Source organism: Caballeronia sp. LZ035 (assembly GCF_031451175.1).
Taxonomy (GTDB): Bacteria; Pseudomonadota; Gammaproteobacteria; order Burkholderiales; family Burkholderiaceae; genus Caballeronia.
The window spans coordinates 237,979-252,907 of the sequence record NZ_JARUXS010000001.1 but is presented as its reverse complement, the minus strand read 5'-3'; the positions used below and the strand labels follow the sequence as shown (position 1 = coordinate 252,907).

The following is a 14,929-nucleotide window of genomic DNA, read 5'->3' as shown; positions in this document are numbered from 1 at the left end:
TCCCGTCCCGCCCGCCCGTTCAGGCGAGTGCCACTTCCGGCTTCGATGCCGAACGCGTGCCGGGCAACGGCGCATTGCTCGCCCCGCGATAGGTGTACACAAGCGAGAACTTCACTTGGTCGGTCAGGTTCTTGCCGGCCGAATGCAGCGTATTGCAGTGGAAGAACACGACGTCGCCCGGTTCGAGTTCCGGCGACACCGCCGTGCGAATCAACGCGGCGTTTTCGGGGACATCGGAGCGGAAGAATCGGGCGTCGTCGAAACGATCCGACGTGAACGGCAGCTTGTGCGATCCCGGCACGAACCACAGCCCGCCGTTATCCACCGTTTCGCGGCCGATCGCCACCCACGCCGACACCAGGTCATCCCGTTCGAACGCCCAATAGCGCACGTCCCGATGCCATCCGGTCAGGCTGCCGTACGCCGGATGCTTGGTCATCATGCAATTGTGATGCGCGCGCGAAAGATACGGCGTTTCCCCGAAATACAGTTCCATCCAGCCGCGCACTTCGGGCGATGTCGCGAACGCCGCGAACAACGGATGCCGCGCGTAGGCGTCCAGCAGACGGCGCACCGTATGCCCGCCGGGCGCTTCCTTCGAATCCGGCGCGCCCGGATACTTGAGATCCGCTTCGAACTCGACGGGCGCCGCGGCCTCGGCGAGCTGCTGGCGCGCGACGTCGCGCATGGCTTCGCGGCGGTCATCGGGCACGAGTCCCTTGACGATGACGAAGCCGGTTTCACGCAATTCGCGCACTTGCTCTTTTTTCGATTTCAGCCAGTTTTGATCAGACATTTCAGTTCCGCGTGCCTTGGTTCGATCGTACATGCCAAGGACGCTATTTCCGGAATGGGTTCGAATGCGTCGATTGTAAATCCGTCGTGGCGCCAAGGCCCGCGCCGTCGGGCTCCAGCTTGTTCTTGTCAGCGAATACTTCAGAAAAATGCAGGGAAAACGCGGACTTACCCGGGTCATGAAGCTTCTGTACATTGGCCGCATCAATTCGGTGCAACTTGATCAGTCGAGTTGGATCGAAGGCTTGAACGTTATTTTTGAGACGACTACCGTCGGGTTTGCTTTCCCGCGAACCGACCTCCCGCCGACATGAAATCCCGAATTGCCATTGGCCTTTCCCGTGCAGCATCGCGCGCGGCGCGTCCTGCCCGCCGCGGCATGATCCGCGCGCTGCGCCATCATTCCACCCGCACCCGCCTGCTTGCGGAGCAGTTGAAGCAGGTCCATCCGGTCGATGGCATCCGCTCCTGGTTCCGCGGACTCTTCTTCAATCTTCGGGTCCGTGCGGCGTCGCGCCGCGTGTCGCTGCGAGCGTTGTTGCGGCGCCCGGTGTCACTGCGCGCGCCCGCGCCCAAACCAAAGCCGGCCGTCTTGACGAGCCGCCGTCCGCGCCGCCTCTCGACGAGCAGCGCCGGCTGGTACGCATTCGCCGCGCGCTAGGCGTTCTTGTCGTTCAGCGCCAAATAGTCGGTATAGCCCGCCTCGCCGCCGCCTCGCAGGGTTTTGGCATCGGCGTCTGCCAGCGGCGCATCGTCCTTCACCCGTTCCACCAGATCCGGATTCGCGACAAAGGCGCGGCCGAATGCCACGGCATCGGCTGCGCCGCGTTCGATCAGCGCGTTCGCTTCGTCAATGCGCCAGTCGCCGGCCGCGATGATCGCGCCGTTGTATGTTTCGCGCACGCTGCGAAGCAAGGCGTCGTCGAAATCGGCAAGCTGCAGATACACGATGCCGATCCGATTTAGCGCATGCGCCAGGTGCACCGCCGATTCGCGTGCTTCGGCATCCTCGATATCCGCGCCGGTGAAAAGCGGCGACAGCCGCAAGCCGATGCGGTCCGCACCGAGCACGCTCGACACCGCCTCCAGCACGTCCACCACGAGCCGCGTCCGCCGCTCGACGCTGCCGCCGTATTCGTCGCTGCGCCGGTTCGTGCCGGTCGCGAGGAACTGATGCAACAGCGCGCCGTCCGACGCATCGATTTCGAGCAGGTCGAAGCCCGCCCGATCGGCACGATGCGAGGCATCGACGTACTGCAGCACGACGCTTGCAATCTCGTTCGTTTCGAGCGGGCGGGGGTCGTCGGCATCGATCCATGCGAACGCGCCGTCGTCCTCGCGCATGAGGATCTTCGCGTCGCGCGCACGGATCGCCGAGGGCGCGACGGGCGGCGCGCCGTGTTCCTGCAAGCGCCGATGAGACAGGCGTCCGGCGTGCGCCAGTTGCAGCGCGATGCGTCCATGCCGCGCATGCACCGCGCCCGCGACGCTTTTCCACCCCGCTTCCTGCGCATCCGAATGCATGCCGGGCGTGGCGTAGCCGCCGCGTCCAGCGGGTGAAATCTGCGCGGGCTCCGTGACGATCAGGCCGGCGCTCGCGCGCTGCGCGTAATAACGAGCATTCATTTCAACGGGAACGTCGCCGGGCTGCGCTGCGCGATGCCGCGCGAACGGCCCCATGACGATGCGATTCGGCAGTTCGACACGGCCGATGCCGAGTGGCGAGAGCAACGTTTCGTGCGACATGGCGGCTCCGGAAGATCCGATGATCCGCGCATTGAGGCGCAAGAAACGTGCGCAAAAAAAACCGGCAGGCGCGCAGCCTGCCGGTTCCTTGACGACGGGTACTACGATGTGGCGAAGCGCGTTACGCGACGCTCACGACCGGCTCGGTGCCCGCGGCTTCGGCCAGCACCAGCGCCTTGTCGGCGGTTTCCCACGAGAATTCCGGCTCTTCGCGGCCGAAGTGGCCGTAGGCCGCGGTCTTCTCGTAGATCGGACGCAGCAGGTCGAGCATCTGGATGATGCCCTTCGGACGCAGGTCGAAGTGTTCCTGCACGAGCTTGGTGATCTCGGCGTCCGAGATGCGGCCCGTGCCGAACGTGTTGACCATGATCGAGGTCGGACGCGCCACGCCGATCGCGTAGGACACCTGGATCAGCGCGCGCGACGCGAGGCCCGCCGCGACGATGTTCTTCGCGACATAACGGCCTGCATACGCGGCCGAGCGGTCCACCTTCGACGGATCCTTGCCCGAGAACGCGCCGCCGCCGTGCGGCGCCGCGCCGCCGTAGGTATCGACGATGATCTTGCGCCCCGTCAGACCGCAATCGCCTTGCGGACCGCCGATCACGAAACGCCCGGTGGGATTCACGAGGAACTTGATGTCGCCCTTGATGAGTTCCTTCGGCAGCGTCGGCTTGATGACCTCTTCGATCACGGCCTCGCGCAGTTGCGACAGGTCGATGTCCGGTGCGTGCTGCGTGGAGAGCACGACGGTATCGATGGAATGCGGCTTGCCATCCACGTAGCGCACGGTGACCTGCGACTTCGCATCCGGACGCAGCCAGGGCAGGCGGCCATCACGGCGCAGGTTCGCCTGACGCTCGACCAGACGGTGCGAAAGATGGATGGGCAGCGGCATGAGTTCGGGCGTTTCGTCGCATGCGTAGCCGAACATCAGGCCCTGGTCGCCGGCGCCTTGATCGAGGTTGTCGTCGTGCGCCTTGTTCACGCCTTGCGCGATATCGGGCGACTGCTTGTCGTAAGCGACGAGCACCGCGCAACCGCGATAATCGATGCCGTAATCCGTGTTGTCGTAGCCGATGCGCTTGATGGTTTCGCGCGCGACCTGGATGTAGTCGACGTTGGCCGTGGTGGTGATTTCACCGGCGAGCACGACGAGACCGGTATTGCAGAGGGTTTCCGCCGCGACGCGCGAATATTTGTCCTGAGCCAGGATGGCGTCGAGGATGGCGTCGGAGATTTGGTCGGCGACCTTGTCCGGGTGGCCTTCGGAAACAGATTCGGATGTAAAGAGATAGTCGTTCGACACGCTTCAGACTCCAGTTTGAGTACGGTTGGTATTCACGTAGCCGACTTCGTTTGGAGTCTGAAGCGGCGACGCTTTAGCGGATATCCTTAACCAGGCCTGAGTCTTCCATACTGCATGAAGGCCCCGACCCGCTTCGCCCCGCAAGTTGTCCATTAACTCGGCGAAGGTTTTATTATACCGGTTTCCCTTATTTTTTCAGAGCCGACCGCTTGACGCCAATCGCCCCGCATCAATCTTCCGTACCTCGCGGCCACCCGTATGTTCGCTGGAGCACATCATGCTAGGGCGCATCGGGGTAGCGCTTGCGATTGGCTTTCTCAAGTTGCTCGCCGTCATTCCGTACGGCATCACGGCGCGTTTCGGCGATGGTCTCGGCTGGCTGCTCTATCAGATCCCGAGCCGCCGCAAGCGCATCGTCCACACCAACCTCAAGCTGTGCTTTCCCGAGTGGTCCGACGAGAAGCGCGAGGACATCGCGCAGAAGCATTTCCGCCATGCGATCCGCAGTTATGTCGAGCGCAGCGTGCAATGGTTCGGCTCGGCGAAGAAGCTCGAAAAGCTGATCCAGGTCGACAGCGCCGTGGATCTCAGCGATCCCGACCTGCCGCCCACGCTGTTTCTCGGACTGCACTTCGTCGGTATCGAGGCGGGCTCCATCTTCCTCAACTACTCGCTGCACCGGCAATGCGGCTCGCTCTACCAGCCGTTCTCGAACCCGCAGGTCGAGGAGATGGCGAAGCAGCAGCGCGGCCGCTTCGGTGCCGACATGGCAAGCCGCGCCGACAGCGCGCGCGTCGTGCTGCGCTGGCTGCGCGACCGCAAGCCCGTGATGCTCGGCGCGGACATGGACTATGGCATGCGCAACTCGGCGTTCGTGCCGTTCTTCGGCATTCCCACATGTACGCTGACCGCAGTCGGCCGGCTCGCCAAGACGGGGCGCGCGCAGGTGGTGCCGTTCATCGGCGAAGTGCTGCCCGACTACAAGGGCTACCGGCTCAAGATCTTCGCGCCGTGGGACAACTATCCGACCGGCGACGACGAAGCCGACGCCCGGCGCATGAACGCGTTCCTCGAAGAGCACATTCCCGAGATGCCCGAGCAATACTATTGGGTGCACAAGCGCTTCAAGACGCGGCCGCCGGGCGAGCCCGGCTTCTACTGAAGCGGGCGCGGCAGGAAACGCCGCGCGACGGCTCACATACAATAGCGGCCATGAAACTCAAATTCACCAAGATGCAGGGCGCGGGCAACGACTTCGTCGTGCTCGACGGCTACTCGCAGGCGCTCGACCTGAGCGCCGCGCAGGTGCGCGCGCTGGCCAACCGTCATTTCGGCATCGGCGCGGACCAGTTGCTGCTCGTCGAGAAGCCGACCCTCGACGGCGTGGATTTCAAGTACCGCATCTTCAATTGCGATGGCGGCGAAGTCGAGCATTGCGGCAACGGCGCCCGCTGCTTCGTGAAGTTTGTGCGCGAACAGGGGCTGACGGATGCGTCGAGCGTGCGCGTGCAGGTGCAGAACGGCGTCATCACGCTGACGATGCAGGACAACGGCGAAGTCGTCGTCGACATGAGCACGCCCGTGTTCGATCCGCCGCAAGTGCCGTTCGACGCGCACGGGCTCGACGGCCGCCGCGAGGGCAACGACACGCTCTGGCCGCTCGATGTCGCCGGCGAGACGCGCTGGATCTCGGCCGTCTCGATGGGCAATCCGCACGCGGTGCAGATCGTCGCCGACGTCGAAGCGTATCCGGTACTGACAGAAGGCCCGCTGATCGAACGTCACGCGCGCTTTCCGAAACGCGTGAACGCGGGCTTCATGCAGGTCATCGACCGTCATTCGGTCAAGCTGCGCGTCTTCGAGCGCGGCGCGGGCGAAACACTCGCATGCGGCACGGGCGCCTGCGCGGCCGTTGCGGCGGGCATCCGCCGCGGCGTGCTGGACGCGCCGGTGCGCGTCGAGACCCACGGCGGCACGCTCACGATCAGCTGGGACGGCGCGCACGACGCCTCCGCCGCGCTGTTCATGGCGGGCCCGGCCACGACGGTCTTCGAAGGCGAAATCGAGCTCGATCGCATCGTCTAACGCAACCTTATCGATCATGAATCCACGCGAAGTCGCTGACTATCTGCTCGACAATCCCGATTTCTTCGTCGAGCACGCGGAGCTGCTCGGCAGCATCCGGCTCTCGAATCCGCATGGCAAGGCCGCTGTGTCGCTGCAGGAGCGGCAGATGGAAATGCTGCGCGACAAGAACAAGCAGCTCGAACGGCGCCTCGCCGAACTACTGCGCTACGGCCACGAGAACGACAGCATCTCGACCAAGTTCAACCGCTGGACCGTGCGCGTGATCTCGCAGCGCGATCCGTACGTCCTGCCCAAGACCATCAGCGCGGGCCTGTGCGACGTCTTCGACGTGCCGCATGCAGCGCTGCGTCTGTGGGACATCGACGAAGCGTATCGGCAGGCGGACTTCGCGCGGCAGGTGGGCGAGGAAGTGCGCATCTTCGCGAACAGCCTCACCGCGCCCTACTGCGGCGTGAACACCGATTTCGCGGCGGCGCAATGGCTCGGCGTCGAGAACTCGGCCTCGGCGACGGTCGCGCCCGGCGACGGCCCGTCCGACGTCGAACGCAAGGTGGAATCAGTCGCGCTGATCACGCTGCGCGACCCGCAGGCCGGTCCGGACGCGCCGAGCATCGGCTTGCTGGTGATGGGTTCGCCCGACCCGCGCCGCTTCCATGAAGGCATGGCGACCGACTTCCTGATGCAGATCGGCGCGCTTGCGAGCGCGGCCCTGTCGCGCCTGCTGCCGCACTGAGTCATGGACACCGCCGAGGCCATCGCCACCTATCTCGCGATGCTCGAACACGAGCGGCGACTGTCCGAGCACACGCTGCGCGCCTATGCTTACGAGCTCGGCGAACTGCGCGCGCTGGCCAAGGAACGTCCTCTGCCGACGCTCACCGCCGCCGATATCCGCGGCGCCGTCGTGCGGGCGCATTCGGGCGGGCTGTCGCCGCGCTCGATTGCACACCGGCTGTCGGCCTGGCGCGCGTTCTATCGCTGGCTCGCCGAACGGGTCGAGATGCCGGCCAATCCAGTCGCGACGGTGCGCGCGCCGAAGGGCGAAAAGACCTTGCCGAAGGCGCTTTCCGTCGACGACGCGATGGCCCTCATGGACGCGCCGCAGTCCGGCACGACCGAAGCACTGCGCGATCACGCGATCCTCGAACTGTTCTACTCGTCGGGCTTGCGGCTCGCGGAACTGGTCGGCCTCGACGTGCGCTTCGTCGAAGCAGACGGTTATCGCTCGGCGGGCTGGCTCGATCTCGAACACGAGGAAGTGACCGTGCTCGGCAAGGGCAGCCGGCGGCGCTCGGTGCCGGTCGGACGCAAGGCGATCGAGGCCTTGCGCGCGTGGATCGCCGTGCGTGATGAATTCGTCAAGCTCGATCCGCATGCGCTGTTTCTCTCCGTGCGCGGCAACCGCATGGCGCCGGGCGTCGTGCGCACGCGCGTGAAGCGGCTGGCGTTGATGGCGGGCATTCCGTCGAACGTGCATCCGCACGTGCTGCGCCATTCGTTCGCCACGCACGTGCTGCAATCGAGCGGCGATCTGCGGGCCGTACAAGAACTGCTCGGCCACGCGAGCATCACCGCGACGCAGGTCTACACTTCGCTCGACTTCCAGCATCTCGCCCGCGTGTATGACTCGGCGCATCCGCGCGCCAAGAAACGCGACTGAGCGCACGATAACGCACGATCAATCCGGCCGCGTTCACGCGCGGCTCATCCGTATGGCCATGAACACCCTCACCCTCAAACCGGCGAAGGACAGATCGCTCGCCCGCCGTCATCCCTGGATCTACTCGAACGCCATCGCGCGCATCGATGGCGATCCGGCGCCGGGCGCCACTGTGACCGTGCGCGCCGCTGACGGCCGCTTTCTCGCGCGTGCTTCGTACAGCCCGCAGTCGCAGATCCGCGCGCGCGTCTGGACCTTCGACGAAAGCGAACCCGTCGATCACGCGTTCTTCAAGCGCCGCGTGCAGCGCGCGGTCGAGCACCGGCGCACGCTGGTCAAAGACACCGGCGCGACCCGTCTCGTGTTCGGCGAGGCGGACGGCCTGCCGGGCCTGATCGTCGATTACTACGTCGCGGATGACGGCGCGCACGCGCAGCTCGTCTGCCAGTTCATGGCGACCGGCGTCGAGGCCTGGAAGGAAGCGATCGTTCAGGCGCTGACAGGCGCGACCGGATGCCCGAACGTCTATGAACGCTCGGACGTGTCGATCCGCCAGAAGGAAGGACTCGAACAGACCACCGGCGTGCTCGCGGGCGCCGCGCCGCCCGAGACGCTGATCACCAACGAGTGCGGCGTGCGTCATCACGTGGACGTACGCCACGGCCACAAGACCGGCTTCTATGTCGATCAGCGCGACAACCGCGTGCTGGTCGCCCAGAGCGCGGCAGGCCGTGAGGTGCTGAACTGCTTCTGCTACACGGGCGGCTTTTCGCTCGCGGCGCTCAAGGGCGGCGCGACGCACGTGACCTCGGTGGATTCGTCCGGCGACGCGCTGGCGCTCGCGCGGTACAACGTCAAGGCGAACGGCTTCGACGCCGACAAGGCCGAATGGCTCGACGCCGATGCGTTCAAGACCCTGCGCCGCCTCTACGATGAAGGCCGGCGCTTCGACCTGATCGTGCTCGATCCGCCGAAGTTCGCGCCGTCGAAGGAAACGGTGGATCGCGCCGCGCGCGCGTACAAGGACATCAATCTCAGCGGCTTCAAGCTGCTGCGTCCGGGCGGCCTGTTGTTCACGTACTCGTGCTCGGGTGCGATCGACTCGGACCTGTTCCAGAAGATCGTCGCGGGCGCGGCGGCGGACGCACGCGTCGATGCCCGGATCCTGAAGCGGCTGGGCGCCGGCGTCGATCATCCGCTGCTGACGGCGTTCCCGGAAGGCGAATACCTGAAGGGCCTGATGTTGCAAATCGCGTGAACGTCTCCACCTACCCGCGATCGAGAGCCGCGCGGACCGCGGCGGCGTCCGCTTGACAAATATGTTTCAATAAACAGTTCGACGCGCCGCCGCGCATCTCCTGAACACAGACAAGGACACAGGCGACACCATGATTCCCGTAACCATCCTGACCGGCTTTCTGGGCAGCGGCAAAACCACGCTGCTCAAGCGCATCCTGAACGAGCAGCACGGCATGAAGATCGCCGTGATCGAGAACGAGTTCGGCGAAGAGAACATCGACAACGAAATTCTCGTGCAGGAAACGAACGAGCAGATCATCCAGATGAGCAACGGCTGCATCTGCTGCACGATCCGTGGCGACCTGGCGCGCGCGCTGGAAGACCTGGCCAACCGCAAGAAAGCGGGCACGCTGGATTTCGACCGCGTCGTGATCGAGACCACCGGTCTCGCGAATCCCGGTCCGGTGGCGCAGACGTTCTTCATGGACAACACCGTCGCCGACGAATTCCTGCTGGACGCCATCATCACGCTGGTGGACGCGAAGCACGCGAACCAGCAGCTTGACCAGCAGGAAGTGGTGCAGCGCCAGGTGGGCTTTGCGGACCGCCTGTTCATCACGAAGTCCGATCTCGTCGATGCCGCCGCGCTCGACGCGCTCAAGCATCGTCTGCTGCACATGAACCCGCGCGCGGCGATCAAGGTCGTCAATTTCGGCGAAGCGGACATCAAGGAAATCTTCGATCTGCGCGGCTTCAACCTGAACGCGAAGCTCGAGATCGACCCGGATTTCCTCGCCGAAGACGATCACGATCACGATCATGCGCATGACCACGATCACGACCATGATCATGACCACGCGACCTGCGGTCACGATCACAGCCATGATCACGAGCATGGGCATCATCACAACCACCATCACGCGCATCACGACGACAAAATCAAGTCCTTCGTGTATCGCAGCGACAAGCCGTTCGACCCGAACCGCCTCGAAGACTTCCTCGGCGGCATTCTGCAGATTTATGGCGAACGTCTGCTGCGTTACAAGGGCGTGCTCTACATGAAGGGCGTCGATCGCAAGGTCGTCTTCCAGGGCGTGCACCAGATGATGGGCAGCGACCTCGCGAGCAAGTGGCTGCCGATCGAGAAGAAGAACAGCAAGATGGTGTTCATCGGCATCGAGCTGCCGAAGGATCTGATCACCGACGGGCTCGACGCCTGCCTCGTCAAGTAAACCGGCATGCATCTCGCTTGATCTGCGCGCAGTCCGCGCGGTGCAAGCGGCCTCGAAATGACCAGACGCCGCCGCGGGCAACCGCGCGCGGCGTTTTTTTCGACACCGGCTTTCGGCACGGATATGTAATCGCGGGCACGCTTCGGCATCGCTTTTTGAACGACCAGGCGTTATATTTTTGGGATTCCGGCACGAATCGACAGGGTTTTCCTCGGTTGTCGTCGGAAATTGCGGTTCAGTTACAATACAGCCCCACTGGAGAAGGGCAGTTTCGCTGGGCGTACATCTTCGGATGTCCGGACAGCGGACCAGGAGAAAGGATGTCCCGTCGGGACGATGCCTCGATTTGCCGGGGGAAGGCAAATCAAGTCAAAGCACCGGGGCCGGTCATGTCGGGCCTTGCAGCACACGCCAGTCAGTCCGGAGCATCATCCAGAATCGGTTTCCAGAGGAGTTCGGCCCCGCATGGGCGTGTCGCCTGATGCTCGCGCGTACCGGTGCGTTGCATGCGGGTAACGCAGTTGCGGGCGTTGCGAAGACAGCGCCTCACATTGAAGAAGCAAGCAGATGACAACGAAACTCTTGACCGAAGCCGAAATCCTGAAGATGAGCGAGAAGGACTACATGAATGCGGAGCAACTCGCCTTCTTCAAGAACCGGCTCGAACAGTTGCAAGCGGACATTCTGAAGAATGCCGGCCAGACGACCGAAAATCTCCGGGAAACGGTGATCGTGCCGGACCCCGCGGATCGCGCGACCATCGAAGAAGAGCATGCACTGGAACTGCGCACGCGTGACCGCGAACGCAAGCTCCTGAAGAAAGTGCAGCAGTCGCTCGCGCGCATCGAGTCCGGCGATTACGGCTGGTGCGAGGAAACGGGCGAACCGATCGGCATTCCGCGCCTGCTTGCGCGTCCGACCGCCACGCTTTCGCTCGAAGCCCAGGAACGCCGCGAACTGCGCCAGAAGCTCTTCGGCGACTGATCCCGCCACAGCCGGGCGCTCGTTGCGGGACCGCCCGCAGCGGGGAACCCGCCGCCGCGAAAAGCCGGACCCCGGCAGCGCGCTCAACAAAAAGGCACACGTCGACGTGTGCCTTTTTTGCTTTCCGCCAGTAAAAAGCGGATGCATCCGTTTCCGCGCGTCTTGATTATTCCTCGCTCGCCCTAAAATCAATCCGACGCGCCTTGTGAACGCATTAATGCGGCCAAGCGCGTGCGCGGCGCCGTTCGTCCGTGACAACCCGCAGACGGAACCCCGCGCCGTGCACTCCATCGAATTCTCGACTGCGTGGCGGCCTTCGAAGACACGAAACCGCCTCGCGTTCATCCGGTTTTCTTAAGGAACGCACATGGAACAATTTCACGGCACGACCATCGTCTCCGTGCGCCGCGACGGCAAGGTCGCGCTGGGCGGCGATGGTCAGGTGACGCTCGGCAATATCGTCATGAAAGGGGGCGCGAAGAAGGTGCGCCGCATCTATGGCGGCAAGGTCCTCGTCGGCTTCGCCGGCGGCACCGCCGACGCATTCTCGCTGCTCGACCGCTTCGAGGCGAAGCTCGAAAAGCATCAGGGCAACCTGACGCGCGCCGCCGTCGAACTCGCGAAAGACTGGCGCACCGACCGCATGCTGCGCCGCCTCGAAGCCATGCTCATCACCGCCGACGCGCACGCCACCCTCGTCATCACCGGCAACGGCGACGTGCTCGATCCTGAACACGGCATCGCCGCGATCGGCTCGGGCGGCGCCTACGCGCAAGCCGCCGCGCAGGCGCTGATGGAAAACACCGACCTCTCGCCTCGCGAGATCGTCGAGAAGGCGCTGACCATCGCCGGCGACATGTGCATCTACACCAATCACAATCGCGTCATCGAGACGATCGAATAAAGGACTATGACGATGACCACCATGACTCCCGCCGAAATCGTCTCCGAACTCGACAAACACATCATCGGCCAGGGCCGCGCGAAGAAGGCCGTCGCCGTCGCGCTGCGCAACCGCTGGCGCCGTCAGCAGGTAGCCGAGCCGCTGCGCCAGGAAATCACGCCGAAGAACATCCTGATGATCGGACCGACCGGCGTCGGCAAGACCGAAATCGCGCGACGTCTCGCCAAGCTCGCGGACGCGCCGTTCATCAAGATCGAAGCGACCAAGTTCACCGAAGTCGGCTACGTGGGCCGCGACGTGGACAGCATCGTGCGCGATCTGATCGAAATCTCGGTAAAGCAGACGCGCGAATCGGAAATGAAGAAGGTGCGCACCAAGGCCGAAGATCGCGCCGAAGACCGCATTCTCGACATCCTGCTGCCCGGCGCGCGTCCGGTGGGCTTCGGTACGGCGGATGCGTCGGCCGGTGCATCGAGCGGCGAAGGCGACAACGCCACGCGGCAGACCTTCCGCAAGCGTCTGCGCGAAGGCGCGCTGGACGACAAGGAAATCGAGCTCGACATCGAGATGCCGCAGACCGGCATGGACATCATGGGGCCGCCGGGCATGGAGGACATGACCGAGCAGATCCGTTCGATGTTCGCGAACATGGGCGGCGGCAAAAAGACGCGGCGCAAGGTGAAGGTGAAGGAAGCGCTCAAGCTGCTGACCGATGAAGAAGCCGGCAAGCTGCTCAACGACGAAGAGGTCAAGAGCCGCGCCGTGCAGAACGTCGAGCAGAACGGCATCGTGTTCCTGGATGAGATCGACAAGATCGCGTCGCGCAGCGAGGCCGGCGGGGCCGAGGTGTCGCGCGCGGGCGTGCAGCGCGACCTGCTGCCGCTCGTCGAAGGCACGACCATCAACACGAAGTACGGGATGATCAAGACGGATCACATCCTGTTCATCGCGAGCGGCGCGTTTCATCTGGCCAAGCCGAGCGACCTGATACCCGAGTTGCAGGGCCGTTTTCCGATCCGCGTCGAGCTGGATTCGCTGTCGGTGGGCGATTTCGAATCGATCCTGAATTCCACCGACGCCAGCCTCGTCAAGCAATACAAGGCGCTGCTCGCGACGGAAGGCGTCGAACTCGATTTCACCGAGGAAGGCATCCGGCGTCTCGCCGAGATTGCATTCTCGGTCAATGAGAAAACGGAGAATATTGGCGCGCGGCGGCTGTATACGGTGATCGAAAAGCTGCTGGAGGAAGTTTCGTTCGCGGCCGGCAATCACGCGGGTCAGCCGGTGCGGATCGACGCGGCGTATGTGGAGCGAGCGCTGGGCGACGTGGCGCAGGACGAAGACCTGTCGCGCTACGTGCTGTGAGGGATTGAGCGGCCTTTCATCAAGCCGATCCAGCAAAGCCGGGCCAGTGTGCCCGGCTTTGTCATGGGTGCTCGGAGGAAATCAGCCGGAACGTACAGACGAAAAAAAGCCCGCCTAGGTTGGCGGGCTGAATCCATATCAGGAGGAGACATGGAGGAGACAGTTCCAATAATACACAGCCCCTTGATGCGACGCAATAGAAATTTTAGTAAAAACCCCTATGGCGTCACTATGTAGTATCTGCCCCTCTGCTCTTGCGCCCGGCCATTCGATGACAGCGCAAGAATCGGCGCGTAAGCTCGGCGGCAGGGCTCTACAGTGGTCGCATACCCACTGAGCCGCCGAGGTCTGTGATGAATACCGAAACCGTCCCCGTTTTTTCCTCCGACGACACCCGCTGGCAAGCCGTTGTCCAGCGCGACGCCCACGCCGATGGCGTCTTCTTCTTCGCCGTACGCACAACAGGCGTGTTCTGCCGGCCGTCGTGTGCGTCGCGGGCGCCGCGCCGCGAGAACGTCGAGTTCTTCGCGACGACCGAGGCGGCGGAAACTGCCGGCTATCGCGCCTGCAAGCGCTGCCAGCCGACGCGTCTGCCGCGCGACCTGGCGATCGTCGAACGGGCGTGCAAGGTGCTCGACGCCCATTCGCAGCAGCGCATGACGCTCGCCCAACTGAGCGATGAAGTGCACGTCAGCCCGTTCCATCTGCAACGGCTGTTTTCGCGGATCGTCGGCATTTCGCCGCGCCAGTATCAGGCAGCGCAGCGCGCTGGCGTGCTGCGCGACGCGTTGCAGCGCGGCCGCGATGTCACCCGCGCCACGCACGACGCCGGATTCGGTTCGCCGTCGCGCATGTATGACGCCGTGCCCGCCGAACTCGGCATGACGCCTTCCGCCTACAAGCGCCAGGGCGCGGGCCTGACCGTGCATTACACGACCGCCGCCACGCCGCTCGGCATCGTGATCGTCGCGGCCACGGACAAGGGCGTATGCAAGATCGCGTTCGGCGACGACGCCGCCACGCTCGTCGACCAGCTCGCCACGGATTTCTCGCAGGCCGAGCGCCTCGAGGACGCCGCGCGGATGGAACCGTTCGTCGCGCAGATCCGCGCCTATCTGCACGGCACGCGCGAACGCTTCGACTTGCCGCTCGACATCGGCGCGACCGCGTTCCAGCGACGCGTCTGGGACGCGCTGCGGCACATTCCGTACGGGCAGACGCGCAGCTACAGCGACATCGCGGAAACGCTCGGGTCGCCGCGCGCGGTGCGGGCCGTCGCGAACGCATGCGCGTCGAATCCGGTGGCGCTCGCCATTCCGTGTCATCGCGTGATCGGCAAGGACGGCGCGATCGCGGGCTATCGCTGGGGCGCGTCGCGCAAGGAAACGCTGCTGCACACCGAGCGCACGCAACACGCCACTGACGAAATCGCCTGACCAATCCACCCACGCTCGTCGCCGTTCCAGACGGAGCGCCCGACGGCGCTTCGCGCTCCTCGCGAGCCGCTCCAGGCGGCTCCGGCACCTCCCGCGCACCCTGCCGCCAACACCCCGAAAAACCCGCAAACCCTTGCTGGTCTTGCGCTCAAGCACGCCTTACACCGAGAT

Annotated in this window: 14 protein-coding genes; 11 read left to right on the top strand and 3 right to left on the bottom strand. The window is 64.2% G+C overall.

The window, feature by feature from the left end; genetic code table 11:
- Window positions 1–19 precede the first annotated feature (19 nt).
- On the bottom strand, window positions 20–796 hold the full coding sequence (locus QCE88_RS01195) for a phytanoyl-CoA dioxygenase family protein (protein WP_309898475.1): 777 nt from the start codon (window positions 794–796) through the stop codon (window positions 20–22).
- Between the two features lie 309 nt (window positions 797–1,105).
- Between QCE88_RS01195 and QCE88_RS01190 the strand changes: the two genes are divergently transcribed.
- Window positions 1,106–1,456: a hypothetical protein gene (locus QCE88_RS01190; protein ID WP_309898473.1), complete on the top strand. Its 351-nt coding sequence runs from the start codon at window positions 1,106–1,108 to the stop codon at window positions 1,454–1,456.
- Here the strand turns inward: QCE88_RS01190 and QCE88_RS01185 are convergent.
- Window positions 1,453–2,541: an alkene reductase gene (locus tag QCE88_RS01185; RefSeq protein WP_309898471.1), complete on the bottom strand. Its 1,089-nt coding sequence runs from the start codon at window positions 2,539–2,541 to the stop codon at window positions 1,453–1,455. The genes QCE88_RS01190 and QCE88_RS01185 overlap by 4 nt on opposite strands.
- A gap of 121 nt (window positions 2,542–2,662) precedes the next feature.
- Window positions 2,663–3,850 (bottom strand): methionine adenosyltransferase, encoded by a 1,188-nt coding sequence (gene metK, locus QCE88_RS01180; protein WP_309898469.1) that lies wholly within the window; start codon window positions 3,848–3,850, stop codon window positions 2,663–2,665.
- Window positions 3,851–4,127: 277 nt separating this feature from the next.
- On the opposite strand from metK, the gene QCE88_RS01175 reads away from it, so the two are divergent.
- The 10 genes from QCE88_RS01175 (at window position 4,128) to ada (ending at window position 14,758) form a co-directional block, all read left to right on the top strand.
- A complete protein-coding gene (locus QCE88_RS01175; RefSeq protein ID WP_309898467.1) occupies window positions 4,128–5,012 on the top strand; it encodes a lipid A biosynthesis lauroyl acyltransferase in 885 nt (294 codons plus the stop codon).
- 50 nt (window positions 5,013–5,062) lie between these two features.
- A complete protein-coding gene (dapF, locus tag QCE88_RS01170) occupies window positions 5,063–5,935 on the top strand; it encodes a diaminopimelate epimerase (RefSeq protein ID WP_309898465.1) in 873 nt (290 codons plus the stop codon).
- 16 nt (window positions 5,936–5,951) lie between these two features.
- Window positions 5,952–6,671 (top strand): DUF484 family protein, encoded by a 720-nt coding sequence (locus tag QCE88_RS01165; RefSeq protein WP_309898463.1) that lies wholly within the window; start codon window positions 5,952–5,954, stop codon window positions 6,669–6,671.
- A gap of 3 nt (window positions 6,672–6,674) precedes the next feature.
- A complete protein-coding gene (gene xerC, locus QCE88_RS01160) occupies window positions 6,675–7,598 on the top strand; it encodes a tyrosine recombinase XerC (RefSeq protein WP_309898461.1) in 924 nt (307 codons plus the stop codon).
- Window positions 7,599–7,656: 58 nt separating this feature from the next.
- Window positions 7,657–8,856, top strand: a complete 1,200-nt coding sequence (locus tag QCE88_RS01155) for a class I SAM-dependent rRNA methyltransferase (RefSeq protein ID WP_309898459.1) — start codon at window positions 7,657–7,659, stop codon at window positions 8,854–8,856.
- Window positions 8,857–8,986: 130 nt separating this feature from the next.
- A complete protein-coding gene (locus tag QCE88_RS01150; RefSeq protein ID WP_309898457.1) occupies window positions 8,987–10,069 on the top strand; it encodes a GTP-binding protein in 1,083 nt (360 codons plus the stop codon).
- Window positions 10,070–10,636: 567 nt separating this feature from the next.
- The gene (gene dksA / locus QCE88_RS01145) at window positions 10,637–11,053 is read left to right on the top strand and encodes an RNA polymerase-binding protein DksA (protein WP_309898454.1); all 417 of its coding nucleotides are present in this window, start codon (window positions 10,637–10,639) and stop codon (window positions 11,051–11,053) included.
- A 367-nt stretch (window positions 11,054–11,420) separates the two neighbouring features.
- Complete coding sequence (gene hslV / locus QCE88_RS01140) at window positions 11,421–11,957, top strand: ATP-dependent protease subunit HslV (protein WP_309898451.1); 537 nt, start codon at window positions 11,421–11,423, stop codon at window positions 11,955–11,957.
- 12 nt (window positions 11,958–11,969) lie between these two features.
- Window positions 11,970–13,322, top strand: a complete 1,353-nt coding sequence (gene hslU, locus QCE88_RS01135) for an ATP-dependent protease ATPase subunit HslU (RefSeq protein ID WP_309898450.1) — start codon at window positions 11,970–11,972, stop codon at window positions 13,320–13,322.
- A 353-nt stretch (window positions 13,323–13,675) separates the two neighbouring features.
- A complete protein-coding gene (gene ada, locus QCE88_RS01130) occupies window positions 13,676–14,758 on the top strand; it encodes a bifunctional DNA-binding transcriptional regulator/O6-methylguanine-DNA methyltransferase Ada (protein ID WP_309898448.1) in 1,083 nt (360 codons plus the stop codon).
- Window positions 14,759–14,929 lie beyond the last annotated feature (171 nt).

Coding starts and splice junctions, on each gene's coding strand:
- QCE88_RS01195 (WP_309898475.1), bottom strand. CDS start 796: ATGTCTGATCAAAACTGGCTGAAATCGAAAAAAGAGCAAGTGCGCGAA.
- QCE88_RS01190 (WP_309898473.1), top strand. CDS start 1,106: ATGAAATCCCGAATTGCCATTGGCCTTTCCCGTGCAGCATCGCGCGCG.
- QCE88_RS01185 (WP_309898471.1), bottom strand. CDS start 2,541: ATGTCGCACGAAACGTTGCTCTCGCCACTCGGCATCGGCCGTGTCGAA.
- QCE88_RS01175 (WP_309898467.1), top strand. CDS start 4,128: ATGCTAGGGCGCATCGGGGTAGCGCTTGCGATTGGCTTTCTCAAGTTG.
- dapF (WP_309898465.1), top strand. CDS start 5,063: ATGAAACTCAAATTCACCAAGATGCAGGGCGCGGGCAACGACTTCGTC.
- QCE88_RS01165 (WP_309898463.1), top strand. CDS start 5,952: ATGAATCCACGCGAAGTCGCTGACTATCTGCTCGACAATCCCGATTTC.
- xerC (WP_309898461.1), top strand. CDS start 6,675: ATGGACACCGCCGAGGCCATCGCCACCTATCTCGCGATGCTCGAACAC.
- QCE88_RS01155 (WP_309898459.1), top strand. CDS start 7,657: ATGAACACCCTCACCCTCAAACCGGCGAAGGACAGATCGCTCGCCCGC.
- QCE88_RS01150 (WP_309898457.1), top strand. CDS start 8,987: ATGATTCCCGTAACCATCCTGACCGGCTTTCTGGGCAGCGGCAAAACC.
- dksA (WP_309898454.1), top strand. CDS start 10,637: ATGACAACGAAACTCTTGACCGAAGCCGAAATCCTGAAGATGAGCGAG.
- hslV (WP_309898451.1), top strand. CDS start 11,421: ATGGAACAATTTCACGGCACGACCATCGTCTCCGTGCGCCGCGACGGC.
- hslU (WP_309898450.1), top strand. CDS start 11,970: ATGACCACCATGACTCCCGCCGAAATCGTCTCCGAACTCGACAAACAC.
- ada (WP_309898448.1), top strand. CDS start 13,676: ATGAATACCGAAACCGTCCCCGTTTTTTCCTCCGACGACACCCGCTGG.